At 31.0% G+C, this 16,483-nt stretch carries 18 protein-coding genes and 1 riboswitch; of the genes, 15 read left to right on the plus strand and 3 right to left on the minus strand.

What is annotated here, in order from left to right:
* The first annotated feature begins 135 nt into the window (after window positions 1–135).
* From B4H69_RS08205 to B4H69_RS08250, 10 genes are all read left to right on the plus strand, one after another.
* Window positions 136–477 carry a PadR family transcriptional regulator gene (locus B4H69_RS08205; RefSeq protein ID WP_038332243.1) on the plus strand — a complete coding sequence of 114 codons (342 nt, stop codon included), beginning with the start codon at window positions 136–138 and terminating at the stop codon, window positions 475–477.
* Entirely contained in the window at window positions 470–2,266 is a 1,797-nt protein-coding gene (locus B4H69_RS08210; protein WP_180904799.1) for a PspC domain-containing protein, read from the plus strand. Before B4H69_RS08205 ends, B4H69_RS08210 begins: the two co-directional genes overlap by 8 nt.
* A gap of 147 nt (window positions 2,267–2,413) precedes the next feature.
* Window positions 2,414–2,974: a 1-acyl-sn-glycerol-3-phosphate acyltransferase gene (locus B4H69_RS08215; protein ID WP_038332240.1), complete on the plus strand. Its 561-nt coding sequence runs from the start codon at window positions 2,414–2,416 to the stop codon at window positions 2,972–2,974.
* 3 nt (window positions 2,975–2,977) lie between these two features.
* Window positions 2,978–3,400 carry a PaaI family thioesterase gene (locus B4H69_RS08220; RefSeq protein ID WP_180904798.1) on the plus strand — a complete coding sequence of 141 codons (423 nt, stop codon included), beginning with the start codon at window positions 2,978–2,980 and terminating at the stop codon, window positions 3,398–3,400.
* On the plus strand, window positions 3,393–4,430 hold the full coding sequence (locus B4H69_RS08225; protein WP_180904797.1) for an isochorismate synthase: 1,038 nt from the start codon (window positions 3,393–3,395) through the stop codon (window positions 4,428–4,430). Before B4H69_RS08220 ends, B4H69_RS08225 begins: the two co-directional genes overlap by 8 nt.
* Window positions 4,431–4,510: 80 nt before the next feature.
* Window positions 4,511–5,344 (plus strand): 1,4-dihydroxy-2-naphthoyl-CoA synthase, encoded by an 834-nt coding sequence (locus tag B4H69_RS08230; protein ID WP_125350193.1) that lies wholly within the window; start codon window positions 4,511–4,513, stop codon window positions 5,342–5,344.
* A 94-nt stretch (window positions 5,345–5,438) separates the two neighbouring features.
* On the plus strand, window positions 5,439–6,194 hold the full coding sequence (locus B4H69_RS08235; protein WP_291093454.1) for a prolipoprotein diacylglyceryl transferase: 756 nt from the start codon (window positions 5,439–5,441) through the stop codon (window positions 6,192–6,194).
* Window positions 6,191–6,424 carry a hypothetical protein gene (locus B4H69_RS08240; protein WP_286500865.1) on the plus strand — a complete coding sequence of 78 codons (234 nt, stop codon included), beginning with the start codon at window positions 6,191–6,193 and terminating at the stop codon, window positions 6,422–6,424. The genes B4H69_RS08235 and B4H69_RS08240 overlap by 4 nt, the downstream gene beginning before the upstream one ends.
* A gap of 260 nt (window positions 6,425–6,684) precedes the next feature.
* Window positions 6,685–8,094: a radical SAM protein gene (locus tag B4H69_RS08245; RefSeq protein WP_291093459.1), complete on the plus strand. Its 1,410-nt coding sequence runs from the start codon at window positions 6,685–6,687 to the stop codon at window positions 8,092–8,094.
* Between the two features lie 6 nt (window positions 8,095–8,100).
* Complete coding sequence (locus B4H69_RS08250; protein ID WP_180904793.1) at window positions 8,101–8,721, plus strand: SGNH/GDSL hydrolase family protein; 621 nt, start codon at window positions 8,101–8,103, stop codon at window positions 8,719–8,721.
* 32 nt (window positions 8,722–8,753) lie between these two features.
* Here B4H69_RS08250 and B4H69_RS08255 read toward each other — a convergent pair whose 3' ends face one another.
* Window positions 8,754–9,527 (minus strand): T9SS type A sorting domain-containing protein, encoded by a 774-nt coding sequence (locus tag B4H69_RS08255; protein ID WP_180904792.1) that lies wholly within the window; start codon window positions 9,525–9,527, stop codon window positions 8,754–8,756.
* Between the two features lie 158 nt (window positions 9,528–9,685).
* A riboswitch (FMN riboswitch) is annotated at window positions 9,686–9,813 on the plus strand.
* A 131-nt stretch (window positions 9,814–9,944) separates the two neighbouring features.
* On the opposite strand from B4H69_RS08255, the gene ribB reads away from it, so the two are divergent.
* From ribB to B4H69_RS08270, 3 genes are all read left to right on the plus strand, one after another.
* On the plus strand, window positions 9,945–10,607 hold the full coding sequence (gene ribB, locus B4H69_RS08260) for a 3,4-dihydroxy-2-butanone-4-phosphate synthase (protein ID WP_180904791.1): 663 nt from the start codon (window positions 9,945–9,947) through the stop codon (window positions 10,605–10,607).
* A gap of 153 nt (window positions 10,608–10,760) precedes the next feature.
* Window positions 10,761–12,014, plus strand: coding sequence for an MFS transporter (locus B4H69_RS08265; protein WP_180904790.1), 1,254 nt, complete (start codon window positions 10,761–10,763; stop codon window positions 12,012–12,014).
* A 92-nt stretch (window positions 12,015–12,106) separates the two neighbouring features.
* Window positions 12,107–12,787, plus strand: coding sequence for a hypothetical protein (locus B4H69_RS08270; protein ID WP_180904789.1), 681 nt, complete (start codon window positions 12,107–12,109; stop codon window positions 12,785–12,787).
* Here B4H69_RS08270 and B4H69_RS08275 read toward each other — a convergent pair.
* Window positions 12,784–13,629, minus strand: a complete 846-nt coding sequence (locus B4H69_RS08275) for a glycoside hydrolase family 25 protein (RefSeq protein WP_180904788.1) — start codon at window positions 13,627–13,629, stop codon at window positions 12,784–12,786. The genes B4H69_RS08270 and B4H69_RS08275 overlap by 4 nt on opposite strands.
* Window positions 13,630–13,717: 88 nt before the next feature.
* On the opposite strand from B4H69_RS08275, the gene menA reads away from it, so the two are divergent.
* Both menA and B4H69_RS08285 read left to right on the plus strand, forming a co-directional pair.
* A complete protein-coding gene (menA, locus tag B4H69_RS08280; protein ID WP_180904787.1) occupies window positions 13,718–14,644 on the plus strand; it encodes a 1,4-dihydroxy-2-naphthoate octaprenyltransferase in 927 nt (308 codons plus the stop codon).
* A 17-nt stretch (window positions 14,645–14,661) separates the two neighbouring features.
* A complete protein-coding gene (locus B4H69_RS08285) occupies window positions 14,662–15,342 on the plus strand; it encodes a metal-dependent hydrolase (protein WP_180904786.1) in 681 nt (226 codons plus the stop codon).
* Window positions 15,343–15,392: 50 nt separating this feature from the next.
* Here B4H69_RS08285 and B4H69_RS08290 read toward each other — a convergent pair whose 3' ends face one another.
* On the minus strand, window positions 15,393–16,367 hold the full coding sequence (locus B4H69_RS08290; protein WP_180904785.1) for a tetratricopeptide repeat protein: 975 nt from the start codon (window positions 16,365–16,367) through the stop codon (window positions 15,393–15,395).
* Window positions 16,368–16,483 lie beyond the last annotated feature (116 nt).

The following is a 16,483-nucleotide window of genomic DNA, read 5'->3' on the forward strand; positions in this document are numbered from 1 at the left end:
ATTCAACAAACCTTGATAAACAGACCGATTGTTGTATTTTTTATTTATAATACTAAAAATAATTCAGTACTTTGTTTTGCATAATACTAAAACTTTTATATATATTTGTATAACAAAATAAAACAAGCCGTTCTTATGAATATAGAGAAAACAAAAGTTCAGATGCGAAAAGGTGTACTGGAATATTGTATTCTCAGCATTATCAAAAAAGGGGATGCGTATGCATCTGATATCATAGACGAATTGAAAAAAGCAGAGATGATTGTTGTTGAAGGAACATTATATCCGCTTTTGACAAGACTTAAAAATGATGACCTTTTACAGTATCGCTGGGAAGAATCAACGTCAGGACCACCTCGCAAATATTATGCACTTACAGAGTTAGGTGAAAATTTTTTAAAAGAATTAGCTGAAACTTGGGAACAGTTAATTGAAGCCGTGAATAAAGTAACCACAGAAACGCACAAAAATGGATAAAACAGTATCAATAAGTATAGGAGGATTTTCTTTCGTGTTAGACGAAATCGCCTATAATAAATTAAAGACCTATTTACAAGATGTAAAAACTTCTTTGAGAGGTACGGAAGGTGTAGAAGATATTATTGAAGATGTAGAAATCCGTATTTCTGAATTATTTCGTGAACGATTAAAATTTAGAGAAGTCGTAAATGAAGATGATATCAATTTTGTAATTGCAACAATGGGACATCCAGATCAATACAAAGTTGAAGAAGATGAAGAGAACGAAAAAACGTCTACAAATTCATCATACAATTATTCGTCAAATAATCAATCGTATGGAGGACAACAAACAAGTGCGAAACGTTTGTACCGCGATCCAGATGATACAATTGTAACAGGATTATCTGCTGGTTTGGCGCATTATATGGGCGTTGATCCTTGGTTTGTACGTTCTATTTGGTTAGTTCTAGGAGTTTTAGGAATTTTTACAGCAGGTGTATCGTTTTTCTTAGTAGTGTTCTGTTATTTTATCTTGTTAATTTTTGTTCCAAAAGCAAAAACAACATCAGAAAAGTTACAGATGTACGGACAACCAGCAAACATTGATACATTAAAAAAAAACGTAGAACAAGCCAGTGAAGCTGTTGTAAGTGGAAGTAAAGAATTGAGTAATAAATTAGGAGGAGCCTTTGGCGTTTTTGGTCGAATTTTACTTTGGTTCATCGGATTTATCATTTTAAGTTCAGGAATTGGATTAATCATTGGAGGATTCTTTTTCTTCTTTACAACTTGGACAGAAATGCCAACAGAATTATTCGGTTACCTTGTTGAAGAGGAATGGATGAGTATGGCAGCCAAAATATTTGGAGGAATATTAATGGTAATTCCAGGTGTTTTATTGACAATTTTAGGTGTAAAATGTTTCTGGAATAAAGTTAAAGTAAGTAAAGCTGTCATTTTTGGATCAATCGCTCTTTGGTTTGTTGCATTATTTGCAATCATTGGAATTTCGGTAAGTACAGCAAGTAAATTTAGAAGTAATGTTGAAATGACCGAGGATAAAATTTTAAATATCCCATCAGATACACTTCAAATTCAATTTGTAAACAACGAAGACGGTAACTACAAATACAGCGGTTTTAATAAATTAGAACAATTGATTGACGAAAATGGAAATTTAGTTATTCCGATTTATAAGACATTTGATATCGAAGAAAGCAATGATAATAACATTCATTTAGAAATTCGTTACTCATCAAAAGGTGGAAGTAAAGAGGAAGCAAAGCGTAATTTAGAGTCGATCAAATACAATTATCAATTGAATGGAAACAAGTTAAATTTAGATAATTTCGTTAAAATTCCTAAAGATGGTAAGTTTAGAGAGCAAACAGTTGATATCAAAATTTATGTTCCTAAAAATAAAGTAGTATTTGTTAAAAAATCTAATTCAGTAAATTTGCGTTCTGGACAATATGACACAGATTATATTAACGATGTGAATAACAATTATTTTGGATATAATGGAAAAAAATTCGTATGTTTGAATTGTCAAAAAGATTCAGATTCTGAGGACGATATCAATCTTGATTCAGAGGATCTAAACATAAATGTAAACGACGGAAACGATTCGGCGAGAGTTAGAATCGATAAAAATGGTATTCGTATCGAAAGTAAAGATGGTTCAGTAGGACTAAATTTACCAAGAACCGAAAACAAAAAAGAAAAATCAAACCAAGAAATACACTATAAAGATGATACAGATTCTATTAACATTAACTACAGAAATCATTCAAATAATCGTTGATTTCTTTGCGTAGACTTAAGAAGTATTTTAATTAATAATATTCAAAAAGAGACATTTCATTTCGGAATGTCTCTTTTTATTTTTGGTTACTTTGACTAATATCCGTTTCGAGTTTTGTATGTTTGCAAATGCATAAAGCATCATTTTATGAAAAAAATTTTAGGTAAACTTTTGTACTCATTAGGAGGTTGGAAATTAGATAATCATCTCGATTTATCGAAAGTAGATAAATGCGTTTTGGTTTGCGCTCCGCACACTTCCAATTGGGATTTTTACTACACTATTTTGGCTTTTTGGCAAATGGGAATTCCAATGAAAATGTTTATCAAAGATGCTTGGACAAAGCCTTGGTATGGATATTTTATCAAGAAAATGGGCGGAATCGGAATTGATCGTTCTCAACGACATAATATGGTTGATTTTGCTTCAGATATTTTAAAAAAATCAGATAAATTATATTTAATCAATACACCAGAAGGAACACGTTCTCGTGCAGAAAAATGGAAAAATGGATTTTTCTATATCGCACAAAAAGCAGATGTTCCGATTGTTTTGGCTTATTGTGATTTCAAGAAAAAACGAGCTGGAATTTCAAAAATTGTGGATACAGAAAACAGAACTTTAGAAGATGTGATGGATGAAATTCAAGATTTTTACAAAGATGTTACGGCGAAACATCCAGCACTTTATAACCCAAAAATACATTAAATCATGAACGAACAAGATATTTTACAGAAGTTCAACGAAATGTCGAAAAATACATTACTTGAAACTTTAGATATAGAATTTACGGCAGTTGGAGAAGATTTTTTATCAGGAAAAATGCCTGTAACGCCTAAAGTTCATCAGCCTTTTGGTTTGTTGCACGGCGGCGCTTCTATCGTTTTGGCAGAAACATTGGGAAGTACTTTGTCTAATGTTATTCTAAATTCTGATGATTTTGTGGCGGTTGGTCAACATGTTGACGCAAATCATCTTCGTCCAAAAAAGGAAGGAATAATTTTTGGGCATGCAACAGTTGTAAAACAAGGTCGTACTTCGCATTTGATTAAGATTGAAATCAAAGATGAAAACGATAAATTAATCTGTTATACACATTTAACAAACGCCATTATTTCTAAAAAACATGTTTAAAAAATTTCAAGATAAACTTGAAAGATTAATCCAGAATCAAAAACCATTTCTACTTTTTAGAAAACCAAATTCTACACAAGTGGAGTTGTGGGAAAATAAAAGTTTAGAATCGGCTAACAAGTTTATTTGTAATAGTTTCGATAATACAAAATTGATTGAATTTAATGATGATGAGGTTATAGAAATTTCGATTGATGAATTACCAAATTTCGAACTTTCTCTACCAGAATCTGATCAAAATGAAGCTATTTCGTATGAAAATTATATTAATTTAATTCAAAAAACAGTTCAAGAATTACAAAGTGATTCACCAACTAAAAAAATTGTAATTAGTCGAATCAATTCACTTCCAGAAACGAATATTAATTTAGTTGAAACGTTCAAAAATTTGCATCAACATTATCCAAATGCCTATGTGTATTTGCGATTTGATGCAGAAGAAGGTTGTTGGATTGGAGCTTCGCCGGAGCTTTTATTGAAAGAAAATAACCAATTTATACAAACTGTTTCTTTGGCTGGAACAAAAGCAAAAGAAGATGAATGGACAGAGAAAGAATATCACGAACAACAAGTGGTAACCGATTATATTTCGTCAACTTTAGAACCTTATACATCTTACATCGATGTTGATGGTCCATTTTCTGTAAATGCTGGCTTTTTTGAACATTTGAAATCATTTATTTCAGCTCAATTAAAAGACAAATCGCAGCTATATGATTTGTTGAAAGCCTTGCATCCAACACCTGCTGTAGGAGGAATGCCAAAAGATCTTTCAAAAGATTTTATCTTAAAAAATGAAGGATATGATCGTACTTTTTATGCTGGTTTTATGGGCTTTCAAAATAAAACAGAATCAGAGTATTTTGTGAATCTTCGATGTGCGAAAATCTTTTCGAATAAAGTTAATTTATATGTTGGAGGAGGTATAATGCCTGATTCTATTCCTGAAAATGAATGGCGAGAAACAGAACTGAAATCAAAAACAATAGGAGAGTTGTTGGTGAAATCAAATCTAAAAAATAACCTATAGTTTTATTAACTTTATTCTTAATTAATAGAAAAGCCTTAATTTCGAAAAGTTAAATTTTTAATCAAAAAACAAAATATATAATGGCAACAATCAATTGGCAAACGGTAAAGGAGTACGAAGATATCACGTTCAAGAAATGTGATGGTGTTATGCGTATTGCGTTTAATCGTCCTGAAGTTCGTAATGCATTTCGTCCGAAAACTGTTTTCGAATTATTAGATGCTTTTCAATTAGCAGAAGAAGATCGTGAAGTTGGTGTAATTTTATTAACAGGAGAAGGACCATCTGCAAAAGACGGTGGTTGGGCTTTCTGTTCTGGAGGAGATCAACGTGTTCGTGGTGCAAAAGGTTATGAAGGACAAGATGGTGTTGGACGTTTAAATATTTTAGAAGTTCAGCGTTTGATTCGTTTTTCGACTAAAGTTGTTGTAGCTGTGGTAAACGGTTGGGCAGTAGGTGGAGGACATTCTTTGCACGTGGTTTGTGATATGACATTGGCTTCTAAAGAACACGCAATTTTCAAACAAACTGATGCAGATGTAGCTTCATTTGATGGTGGTTACGGTTCGGCTTATTTGGCTAAACAGGTTGGTCAAAAACGTGCACGTGAAATCTTTTTCTTAGGATTGAATTACTCTGCACAAGAGGCTTACGATATGGGAATGGTGAATTTAGTTGTTCCACATGACGAGTTAGAACAAGTTGCTTTTGATTGGGCACAAGAAATTTTAACAAAATCGCCAACGGCAATTAAAATGTTGAAGTTTGCATTCAATTTAGTGGACGATGGTTTAGTTGGACAACAAATTTTTGCTGGTGAAACTACGCGTTTTGCATATGGAACAGAAGAGGCTGTAGAAGGTCGTAATGCGTTCTTAGAAAAACGTCCGAGAGATTTTTCTAAATTCCGTTAATAATATTGATAAAATATAGATTAAAAGCGATGTTCAACATCGCTTTTTTTATTTCTATAAAATCAATTACATTTACTCAAAACCTAATTAATCTGTGACAATAGATTTTCCTGTATCCATCGAAATTTTTGGACATTCGGTCTTAATTCATCCTATTCTCGAATCGGTCGGAATTTTTATTGCGATGCGTTATTACGCATTTCTACGAAAACGTAACAAATCAAGTTTAACAACAATCCAATCGTTTAGTATCATTATTGGAGCATTAATAGGTGCACTTTTGGGTTCTAAAATTATTGGAACATTAGAAAACCCGCAAGCCCTTTTGGATGCAAAAAATCAGTTTCTTTATTTTTGGACAAGTAATACAATTGTAGGTGGATTAACCTTTGGTTTGATTGGCGTAGAAATCACAAAAAAAATTATTGGCCATAAAGAAAGTACAGGCGATTTGATTGTTTTTCCATTAATTTTAGCAATGATAATTGGTCGAATTGGTTGCTTTTTAACAGGTGTTTACGAACAAACGTATGGTATAGAAACAACTTCAATTTTTGGAATGAATTTAGGCGATGGATTGATGCGTCATCCCGTTGCGTTGTACGAAATTGTTTACCTTCTTTTGCTTTGGATAGTTTTGAAGATTATTCAGAAAAAATATATTTATCCTTCTGGATATCTATTTCAAGTCTTTATGTTGGCTTATTTTTTATTTCGTTTTTGTTTAGATTTTATCAAACCAATTCATCCATTATTTTTAGGTTTAAGTTCTATACAATTAACATGCGTTTGTGTCATAATTTATTATATCTTTAAGTTATTACAAACTAAACCTAAATACATAAAATGATCTACGCAGTTATTTTTGCAGAAGGCGGTCTTGGAAGTGATTTTATTTATATTATCATTGCTATTTTGTTAGTGATTGCGATTATTGGTGGCGCTGTTGGGACATTAATTTCACTAATTATTAACTCAATTTCTGGACATAGAAAAGAAACAAAATATTATTTAATGGTTTTCGGAATGTGTGCTTTGATAACACTTATTATCTCGGGAATGATTTGTGGAGGAATGTAAAACGTAGCCAATGTTAGCAGTTATTTTTGCGCAACAATTTATTCATACAGATGATATTGTTATTTTTTTATTATTTGTAGCATTTATTTGGAGCAAGTCTTATTGCTCTTATTAGTTTAATTTATCAATCAATTCAAAAGAAAATTAATATACAACGATTAGTGATATTATTTTTTGGATCACTTATAGGATTGTTTTTATTATTTATAGCTTTAATCTATCTCATTTTTGATGGATTTTAAGTACTTAAAACTCATACTATGCCAGTTAGAAATTACACTTATTACGATTATACAATAAGCCTTTGCCCAGAATGTTTGAAACGAGTTGGTGCAAAAATTATCATTGAAGACGAAAATGTTTTTATGACAAAACGTTGTCCAGATCATGGTTTTTTCAAAACAAAAATTGCAACTGATGTCGATTATTACAAAAACATCAGAAATTATAATAAAGCTTCAGAAATGCCTTTGCATTTTGGGACGCATGTTGAATATGGTTGCCCGTACGATTGCGGTTTATGTGTCGATCACGAGCAACATTCGTGTTTATCAATTGTTGAGGTGACGGATCGATGCAATTTGACATGTCCAACTTGTTATGCCATGTCGTCGCCACATTATGGTTCTCATCGTAGTTTGGAGCAGATTGAAGCGATGTTTGATACAATTGTAAAAAATGAAGGCGAGCCAGATGTTGTCCAAATTAGTGGCGGAGAACCGACGATTCATCCGCAATTTTTTGAGATTATGGAAATTGCCAAATCAAAACCGATTAAACATTTGATGTTGAATACAAACGGAATTAGAATTGCAAATGATCCTGGTTTTGCCGAAAAATTAGCAACTTATGCGCCTGAATTTGAAATTTATCTGCAATTTGATTCATTCAAAAAAGAAGTTTTAGAAGATTTTCGAGGAAAAGATTTGACAGATGTTCGAATGAAAGCTTTAGAAAAATTGAATGAATTAAATCTTTCTACAACTTTGGTTGTTGTGTTGCAAAAAGATAAAAATATTGATGAAATAGGGAAGATTATTGATTTTGCGCTTAAACAAAAATGTGTGCGTGGCGTGACGTTTCAACCTGTCGAAATTGCGGGAAGAAATAGAGATGATTCGGCTCACGAAAAAATTACATTAACAGAAGTTCGTCAAGAAATTATTGATCAATATCCACTTTTCAATTCAGATGATATTATTCCAGTTCCGTGCAATCCAGATGCTTTGGCGATGGGTTATATGCTGAAATTGAATGATGAGGTAATTCCGCTTACACGTTATATTAATCCTGCGGATTTGTTGAATAACGAATCGAAAAATACAATTGTCTACGAACAAGATGAACAATTGAAAGTACAATTATTAGACATTTTTAGTACAGGAATTTCTGTTGATAAAGTGCAACCAAAAGTAAATCAATTACTTTGTTGTTTACCAGAAGTTTGTGCACCTGAATTGGATTTAGATTACGATAATTTGTTCCGAATAATCATTATGAATTTTATGGATGCACATGATTTTGATGTTCGTGCTGTTAAAAAATCTTGCGTACATATCGTCAACAAAGATTTGAAATTAATTCCATTCGAAACAATGAATTTATTTTATCGCGACGAAAAAGCTGCTTATTTAGAAGAATTGAGAAAAGAGGATAAAGTGTTGTTTTAGATGATGATGACAAATTGCTTATTTTTTGGTGATAGTATTACTTACGGCGAATATGACGGGGTTTTGGGAGGTTATGTAGAAATTTTGAAACGTTATTGTCATACAGAATTTTATAACAACAATGCAAATGAAGTCAATTGTTTTAATCTTGGAATTGGAGGTGAGACAACAGAAGGTTTAATGAACCGATTTGAAGTTGAGACAAAAGCACGTCTTTCTCCTGATGAAAATCTAATTTTCTTTTTTTATGGCGCAAATGATTTAGCTGAAAGATATGATGTAGAATTGGTTTCACTCGCTAATTTTGAATCAAATCTTTTTGAAGTAATTTCTCAAGCAAAAGAATTTACACCTAACATTTATGTGATAAGTATTTTACCAATTTCTAAAATGGTTGATGGAATAAAAGTTCCTGAACGTAAATTTCGTACAACTCAGAAAATTGAATTATATAATCAGAAACTAAAAGAAGTAGCGCTTCAAAATCAAATAGAATTTATTGATATTTTCTCACGTTTTAATTCAACTAAAGAAAAATATCTTTCAAAAGATGGTATTCATCCAAATGAAAAAGGATATCAATTTATTGCAAATCAAATAAAACCGATTGTTGAAAGGTATTTGTAAAAAGCACCTTTAAATAAGGTGCTTTTAATGATTTATTTTTTTAAAAATTTTGCTGAAGAATTACCTATTTTATAAATATAGTTTCCATTAGATAAATTTTGAACATCTATAGAAATTTTATTTTCAATAGGATTAAAGTCTTTTTTTAGAATCAATCGTCCTGATATATCATAAATTTCTACATTGTTTGCACCATTTTTAGGATTAACAATATTTAATGTTGATTGTGCAGGATTTGGAAAAGCTTGTAATTTAGAATTTTCTTTTACTTCTTCAATTGATAAAGACGAAGTAGGTAATAAGTAAACTTCTTGATATATATCTAAATAATCTTGTTTATTTACTTGTGAAATTATTAATTTATTTTTATTTGATTTTTCATCAAAAAATACAGTTGGATAGTAAGAAGAATAATTAGGAGAATTAGATAAATTTTTTATAATTTTCCCGTTTTCGTCAATAATTAAATATTTATAATCACTATCATTTCTTATCTCTACAATAAATTCATAATTATCATCTGTATTGAAAATATGTTTAGAGACAGATAACCAACGATCATATATATCATATGAAAAATGTAAAGAGTAATCACTTGGCATATCAACACTAATTGTTTTTATAATTGAATAATCAGAGTTATATAAAACAAGTTTATTATCATTTGTTGCTGAAACATAAGTAATATCCTTATTGTTATTTATAACAGAAACATATTCATTTTTAGAAAAAGTTTTTTCTAATGTAATTTGTGCAAATGAAATTGTAGAAGCCAATAATGCTCCAAAGAATAAATTTTTTTTCATAAATCTTTTTTTCAAAGATATAATTTAATAAATTTTAAAGGTAAAAAATTGTTTATCTTTTATCTTTATTCATTATAAATAACTCATTTTGGTTTTGTAACTTTGTTCGTGAAAGTTTATGGTAATTTTTCAAATAAAAAATTAGTATTAACAAACGAAATTTTCTTCGGGGCAAGGCGAAATTCCTTACCGGCGGTTATAGTCCGCGACTCCTTTAACTTTGTTATGGGACTGATTTGGTGAAACTCCAAAACCGACAGTATAGTCTGGATGAGAGAAGAAAATTGAACACAACTGAAAGTCATGAGTGATAAGTATTAAGTTCTGAGTAAAAACTCATGACTCACAACTTTGAACTTATTACTTAACAATGTGTTTCGCCCTGAAGTGATGTTTCATGATAAAAACAAAAATCAAATGAAAACAATCACACAATTTGGCTCAACAGCCAACGAAAGAATTGCAAATGCAATTAAAGATCTACAAAACGGAAAAGGAATTTTATTAATTGATGATGAAAACCGCGAAAACGAAGGTGATATCATTTTTCCTGCTTCCACCATTACAGCACCAGATATGGCTTTGATGATTCGCGAATGTAGCGGAATTGTTTGTCTCTGTATTTCGAAAGATAAAGCAAATGAGTTGGAGTTAAATCCGATGGTTGTGAATAACAATTCGCGCTTTCATACAGCATTTACAGTTACGATTGAGGCAAAAGAAGGTGTAACAACTGGTGTTTCTGCTACGGATCGTGTACAAACGATAAAAACGGCAATTCATCCTCAAGCAAAACCGACTGATCTTAATCGTCCTGGACATGTTTTTCCTTTAATCGCTCGTCCAAAAGGCGTTATGGAGCGACGTGGACATACAGAAGGAAGTATTGATATTGTGAAATTGGCAGGTTTGGGAAATGAAGCTGTTTTGTGCGAATTGACAAATGTTGATGGTACAATGGCGAAAGTTCCTCAAATTATAGATTTTGCCGAAAAACATGAAATGACAGTTTTGACAATTGAGGATATTTACGAATATCGTCTTCAATTAGAGGAGAAAAAACAATTAGAATTCGCTTAAATTAAACACTAAAATACATCATAAACTTTCAAAAATCTTCGGGTAGAAATACGCGAAGATTTTTTTTGATTTTATACAAATTTATTATCCAAAATCAAGGTAGTTTTGAATAAAATCAGTGTACATTTAAAAACTTAAAATTCAAATTACAAAATGACATCAGAGGAGAAAGTTCCATCCGTTTGGAAAAATAAAGAATTTATTCCATTCATATTTTTAAGGTTTTCCTTAATATTTGCTTTATTTATTCAGAGTACATCTGTTGCTTACGAAATTTTTAAAGTCACTCAGAAAGAAATTTTTCTTGGATTAATTGGTTTAGCAGAGTTTTTACCAATTCTTTTAACTGCTTTTTATGCGGGACAATTGGTTGATAAATTGGATAAACGGATGATTTTGGTACGAAGTATTGGTTGTTTTATGACTGCATCTTTTGTCTTGATGATTGTAAATTTTCCGTCAGTTCGGCAAGCAATTGGAATTCCTGTTTATTTAGGAATTTGTTATTTTGCATTTTTCATTTTGGGATTGACAAGATCTTTTAGCGGACCAGCTTTGTTTGCCCTTTTAGCTTTAGTTGTTCGCAAAGAAAACTACACAAAAGCAATTCCAGTTTCTTCGTCTGCATTTATGATTGGATCAGTTTTAGGACCTTTAGCAGGAGGAGTTATTTTAGCAAAATTTGGTATTGAAGCTGCTTTGATAACCGCTTTTACAATTATGTGTATTTCGATGGTCATGATATTGTTGATCTCTAAAAAACCAGCAGAATTATCTGAATCAGAATCGACAGAATCACCAATGACACGTATCAAAGAAGGTTTGAGATTTATTTGGGGAACACCAATTATCTTAGCTGTTTTGAGTTTGGATATGTTTGCGGTTTTCTTTGGTGGAGCAGAATCGTTGTTGCCAGCTTTCGTAGAAAAAGTACTGAATCAAGGTTCTGAAGCTTTTGGTTTATTACGTTCAGCACATGGAATTGGATCTATTATAATGATGTTTTTCTTGTCGATGATTCCAAGTTTATTGAAAGGAAATGTTGGACCAAAATTATTGGGAGCAGTCGCAATGTTTGGTGTTTGTATTATTTCTTTTGGATTTAGTCAAAATCTGTATTTATGTTTTGTTATTTTGATGTTTGGAGGTGCTTTTGATGCAATTTCGATGGTAATTCGTCAAAGTATTTTACAAATCAAAACGCCCGAAAATTTGAAAGGTCGTGTTTCATCTGTCAATTCAATATTTGTGAGCTCTTCTAACGAATTAGGAGCTTTAGAAAGTGGAATTGCCGCAACATTTTTAGGGTTAGTTCCAGGAATTATTTTTGGCGGAACAATGACAATTTTAACTGTAATTTTTATTGCTTTTTTCATCAAACCTATTCGAAAAGTAACTTTAGAATAAAATATTCATATAAAAAGAAGTAAAGGTTTTAAAATAAAGAAAAGCGAATCAAACGATTCGCTTTTTTGTTATCTTTAAGAAAATAATTATCAATGAAATCTATTGTTTACTTTTTACTTTTAGGATTTGGTTTGTTGAGTTGTAAGCGAGAATTATCGCAAGAAGAACGAGATAAATTGCATCAAGATTCGATTAATCAAAAGATTTTAGCAATGGGAATGAATGCAGATTCTTCGTTTTCTTATAGAAAGTATAACAAAGCTTTAAATGATTATTATAGTAAAGATTCTTTAATACCAGAACCTTCTTTTGATTTTGCCGAAGATCAATTTATATTTTATAATGATACTTTAATCTACTATTATAATAATGAGTTTCCTTATGATGATTTTTGTGGAACTCCTTCTTTTCAAGCTGAAAGGAATAAAGAAATTTATGAAGAATTTAAAGTTAAAAAGAAAGATCTAATTCTAATAAAATCGGATACAATAATTGATTTTATTAAAAGAATAGAACAGAAAACTGAAAAAGATAAAAGAATTCCAAAATCTATTATTATAGGAATAAATAAAGATTCAATTAAAAGTAAAGAGCTCCAAAAATTAAGAAAATATTTGATCAATACAGATTTTAGATATGTTTTTCGTCCACTTTCAACGCGCGAACGTTTGGTAGCCGATGCGAAATTCAATAATACTTCCGAAGATTTTTCTAAAATAAATTGGGATAGTGCTTATCACGAGGATTATAAGAAATTTTATCCAAAGAATTAAAGCGTCAATCCTTCCAAATCATCAATGGTTCCGTTGTAGATATTCACATCAACTTTATAACGTTTTACGCCATCTATGGTTGCTTTTTCGGTAAATTGCCAAAAATCCCAATGACCTTTCATTTCTTGCACCCAAAAATTGTAATTGGCAATCCAAATAATATAACCATCAAAATGATCTTGCAAATAATCTTCGAAATATTTGTCCGACGTATAAATAATCGGTTTGATATCGTAATGCTCTTCAACAATTTTGCACCAATTCTTAATTCCTTCCACCAAACGAACCATAGATTGTGTTCTCGGTAAGGTTTCAATATCCAAAACTGGAGGCAAATCGCCATTTTCTAATTTTACTTTTGCAATAAAATTCTGCGCTTGTAAAGTCGAATTTTCGTCTGGACGATAAAAATGATAAGCACCACGCAAAATATTATTTTCTTTTGCACCTTCCCAATTATCCTCAAAAGTCTCATCAATAGACGAAGTTCCCATTGTAGAACGGATAAAAGCAAAATTTATAGGATACAAATTGTAAATCGTATGCATTTTCGTCCAATCAATTTTTCCTTGATAATGCGAAACATCAACACCAAAAGTTTTGAGATAATATTTATCCATCACCTCAATATTTCGAATGTCAAATTTTGTAACTTTATCATCAACCAATTTTTCGCCTTTCAGCGATTTTTCTACAACCGAAAAATAGTAATGAATACCATGGCGATAACGATACGCAAAATAAACAACGCACAAAATCAGCAAACTAATTACATAAGTCGAAAGTTTGATTTTTTTTAATGTATTAAAAATAGATTGTTGTGTTTTCTTTTTACGAGGCATTTTAGTAGTTGAAATAGATAAATTCTATGCAATATTACTTCAATTTTCGATGATAAAAAAAGTAAAATCTTCATTATCTTTGTTCAGTATGAAAAAATGGATATTAGCAGCAAGGCTTCGCACATTACCACTTTCTTTGAGTGGATTATTATTGGCTGGATTTATTGCAAAATCAGAAGGAATCTTTCGAAATGATATATTTTTCTTATCACTTTTAACAACTTTGGCTTTCCAAATTTTATCAAATTTCGCAAACGATTATGGCGATGCGGTAAAAGGAACAGACGCAAATAGAGTAGGAGAACAGCGTGCTGTAGCATCTGGATTGATTACACAAAACCAAATGAAAGTTGCCATCGGAATTATGGTTGCGATTTCTTTAGCTTGTGTTGCTGCATTGTTGTATGTATCTTTTTATCCAAATGATATGAAATACATTTACATTTTTCTTGGCTTGGGTGTTGCGTCTATTTTTGCAGCAATGGCTTATACAATGGGAAAAAAACCATACGGATATATTGGTTTAGGAGATGTTTTTGTGTTCTTATTCTTTGGAATTTTAGCTGTTGCGGGTGGAGAATTTTTATATTCTAAAGTTTTTCAATGGCAAATTTTATTACCTGCAGCTTCGATGGGATGTTGGAGTGTAGCAGTGTTAAATTTGAACAATATGCGCGATGTGAAAAATGATGTCAAAAACAATAAAATTACGGTTGCATCAAAATTAGGATTTCAAAAAAGTAAATATTACCAAATGGCTTTAATGACGATTCCTTTTGCATTAAGCGCATTATATGTAACGATGTCACCACTTAAACAAGGTAAATTATCTGGTTTTGTATTTTTAATTTTAATCTTTTTTGCGAACGCCATTCGTCGTCAAATTTTCGCAGTAAAAGACCCAAAAGATTTCGATCCATTCTTGAAACAAGTAGCAATGTTAGCTTTATTTTTCGCTGTATTATTAGGATATAGCTTAATCGGTTTCGATTTTATTGATACTTTAATTCGTTAATCACAAAAAAATATATAATGAAAATTCAATACTTAGGACATGCCTCGCTTGCGATTGAAGCAAACGGCAAACACATTGTTGTTGATCCATTTATTACACCAAATGAATTAGCAAAAAACATCGATTTCAAAAGTTTAAAAGCGGATTATATTGTCATTACGCATGCGCATCAAGATCATGTGTATGATGTGGAAGAATTGGCAAAACGAACAGGCGCTTTGATTATTTCGAATGCAGAAATTGCTTCTTATTATTCGGAAAGAGGTTTGAAAGCACACGGAATGAATACGGGCGGTAAATTTAGTTTTGACTTTGGTTCGATTCAATCGACGATTGCATTTCATTCGAGTTCATTTGCTGATGGAACGTATGGAGGAGATCCGAATGGCTACATTATCGAAAGTGAAGGAAAGCGTGTTTATATCGCTGGTGATACAGCTTTGACATACGAAATGAAGTTGATTCCAGATACAATTGGACAACTTGATTTAGCAATTTTACCAATCGGAGATAACTTTACGATGGGTGCAAAAAGTGCTTCTATTGCTGCAGAATATGTGCAAGCAACTAAGGTTTTGGGTTATCATTACGATACATTTCCACCAATTAAAATTGATAAAGCAGAAGCGAAATCTATTTTCTTTTCGCGTCATATTCAATTGATTTTATTAGAAGTTGGTGAAGATTTAACAGTTTAAGAAATTCTTTACAACATATAAAAGCTCGAGATAATCTCGAGCTTTTTTTATTATTCTCCAATGTGAATATTATTTTTTTTCAAAATTTCCATAAATTTTTCTTCTTGATTATTCTTTTTCATCGCTTGATATGCAACCGAAATTACCGTTTCTGCATCAGATCTGTATGGAGAGTTATTTTCAATGTATTTATTATAGGCTTTACACATGTAATCTAAACCTTTTTCATATTCTTTAAGATCAACGATATACAAATGACCTAAACCGTAAAAAGTTTCAGGATTGTTAGGATAAATATCTGCAAACTTTTCATAGGCTTCTATTGCCGCAGTATAATTTTTTTGATGTATATAAGCCACTGCAATATTTTGTAATGGCATAGCGCCATAAGGATTGATTTGCAAAGATTTTTGATAAGCTTCTATTGCCTCATCATATCGTTCCAATCTTCTCAAATTTACCCCAAGATTATCCCACGCATAATAAAACTTCGGATCTTCTTTAACCGCATTTGCAAAAAAGTCTGCTGCAGATTTCCAATTACTTTCCTTTACAGCTTTCAAACCTTCAGAATAATAATCCAAAGCTTTTCTATTTTCAGAAGGGATTTCATTTTCTAATCCAATTTCACTTGAAGCAATAATATCTCTAAAATTATCGCAATTATCGAATAAATCTGACTCGATTGCTCTGTAATATTTTAGATATTCTCCACTTTTTTCATTTGTATCAATATTAATTTTGATTTCTTTTTTATCCTTTTTCTTTTTACCGTTTGTTTCAACTGAAATAGCACTTAATTTATCAATCATCTGAAAAGCTAGGACTTCTTCATCAATACAAGATTTGATTTTGTCATAAAGCTCTTTTCGATTATATAATTGATTTTGTTTTATTTTATGAAAACATTCGCAACTATTTTTAACAGCATTTGCTTTAAATTTATCAAAATCCGATTTTTTTTCTTGTGCAATAACATTGCTTACAGAGATTAAACTTATAATTAAAATGTAAAATTTATTCATAATGAGTATTAATATTTAGATAAATATACAATTTAATCGATTCAGTGGTAAAATAATACGATTCTAAATCCTATTGATAATAATTAATCTTTCTCATTCGATTATCTTTGCTGCAA

The sequence above is a fragment of the Empedobacter sp. UBA6745 genome (assembly GCF_002453775.1).
Classification (GTDB): Bacteria; Bacteroidota; Bacteroidia; order Flavobacteriales; family Weeksellaceae; genus Empedobacter; species Empedobacter falsenii_C.

Excerpts from the sequence above, each read along its gene's own strand:
- B4H69_RS08205 (WP_038332243.1), top strand. The coding sequence starts at position 136 with ATGAATATAGAGAAAACAAAAGTTCAGATGCGAAAAGGTGTACTGGAA.
- B4H69_RS08210 (WP_180904799.1), top strand. The coding sequence starts at position 470 with ATGGATAAAACAGTATCAATAAGTATAGGAGGATTTTCTTTCGTGTTA.
- B4H69_RS08215 (WP_038332240.1), top strand. The coding sequence starts at position 2,414 with ATGAAAAAAATTTTAGGTAAACTTTTGTACTCATTAGGAGGTTGGAAA.
- B4H69_RS08220 (WP_180904798.1), top strand. The coding sequence starts at position 2,978 with ATGAACGAACAAGATATTTTACAGAAGTTCAACGAAATGTCGAAAAAT.
- B4H69_RS08225 (WP_180904797.1), top strand. The coding sequence starts at position 3,393 with ATGTTTAAAAAATTTCAAGATAAACTTGAAAGATTAATCCAGAATCAA.
- B4H69_RS08230 (WP_125350193.1), top strand. The coding sequence starts at position 4,511 with ATGGCAACAATCAATTGGCAAACGGTAAAGGAGTACGAAGATATCACG.
- B4H69_RS08240 (WP_286500865.1), top strand. The coding sequence starts at position 6,191 with ATGATCTACGCAGTTATTTTTGCAGAAGGCGGTCTTGGAAGTGATTTT.
- B4H69_RS08245 (WP_291093459.1), top strand. The coding sequence starts at position 6,685 with ATGCCAGTTAGAAATTACACTTATTACGATTATACAATAAGCCTTTGC.
- B4H69_RS08250 (WP_180904793.1), top strand. The coding sequence starts at position 8,101 with ATGACAAATTGCTTATTTTTTGGTGATAGTATTACTTACGGCGAATAT.
- B4H69_RS08255 (WP_180904792.1), bottom strand. The coding sequence starts at position 9,527 with ATGAAAAAAAATTTATTCTTTGGAGCATTATTGGCTTCTACAATTTCA.
- ribB (WP_180904791.1), top strand. The coding sequence starts at position 9,945 with ATGAAAACAATCACACAATTTGGCTCAACAGCCAACGAAAGAATTGCA.
- B4H69_RS08265 (WP_180904790.1), top strand. The coding sequence starts at position 10,761 with ATGACATCAGAGGAGAAAGTTCCATCCGTTTGGAAAAATAAAGAATTT.
- B4H69_RS08270 (WP_180904789.1), top strand. The coding sequence starts at position 12,107 with ATGAAATCTATTGTTTACTTTTTACTTTTAGGATTTGGTTTGTTGAGT.
- B4H69_RS08275 (WP_180904788.1), bottom strand. The coding sequence starts at position 13,629 with ATGCCTCGTAAAAAGAAAACACAACAATCTATTTTTAATACATTAAAA.
- menA (WP_180904787.1), top strand. The coding sequence starts at position 13,718 with ATGAAAAAATGGATATTAGCAGCAAGGCTTCGCACATTACCACTTTCT.
- B4H69_RS08285 (WP_180904786.1), top strand. The coding sequence starts at position 14,662 with ATGAAAATTCAATACTTAGGACATGCCTCGCTTGCGATTGAAGCAAAC.
- B4H69_RS08290 (WP_180904785.1), bottom strand. The coding sequence starts at position 16,367 with ATGAATAAATTTTACATTTTAATTATAAGTTTAATCTCTGTAAGCAAT.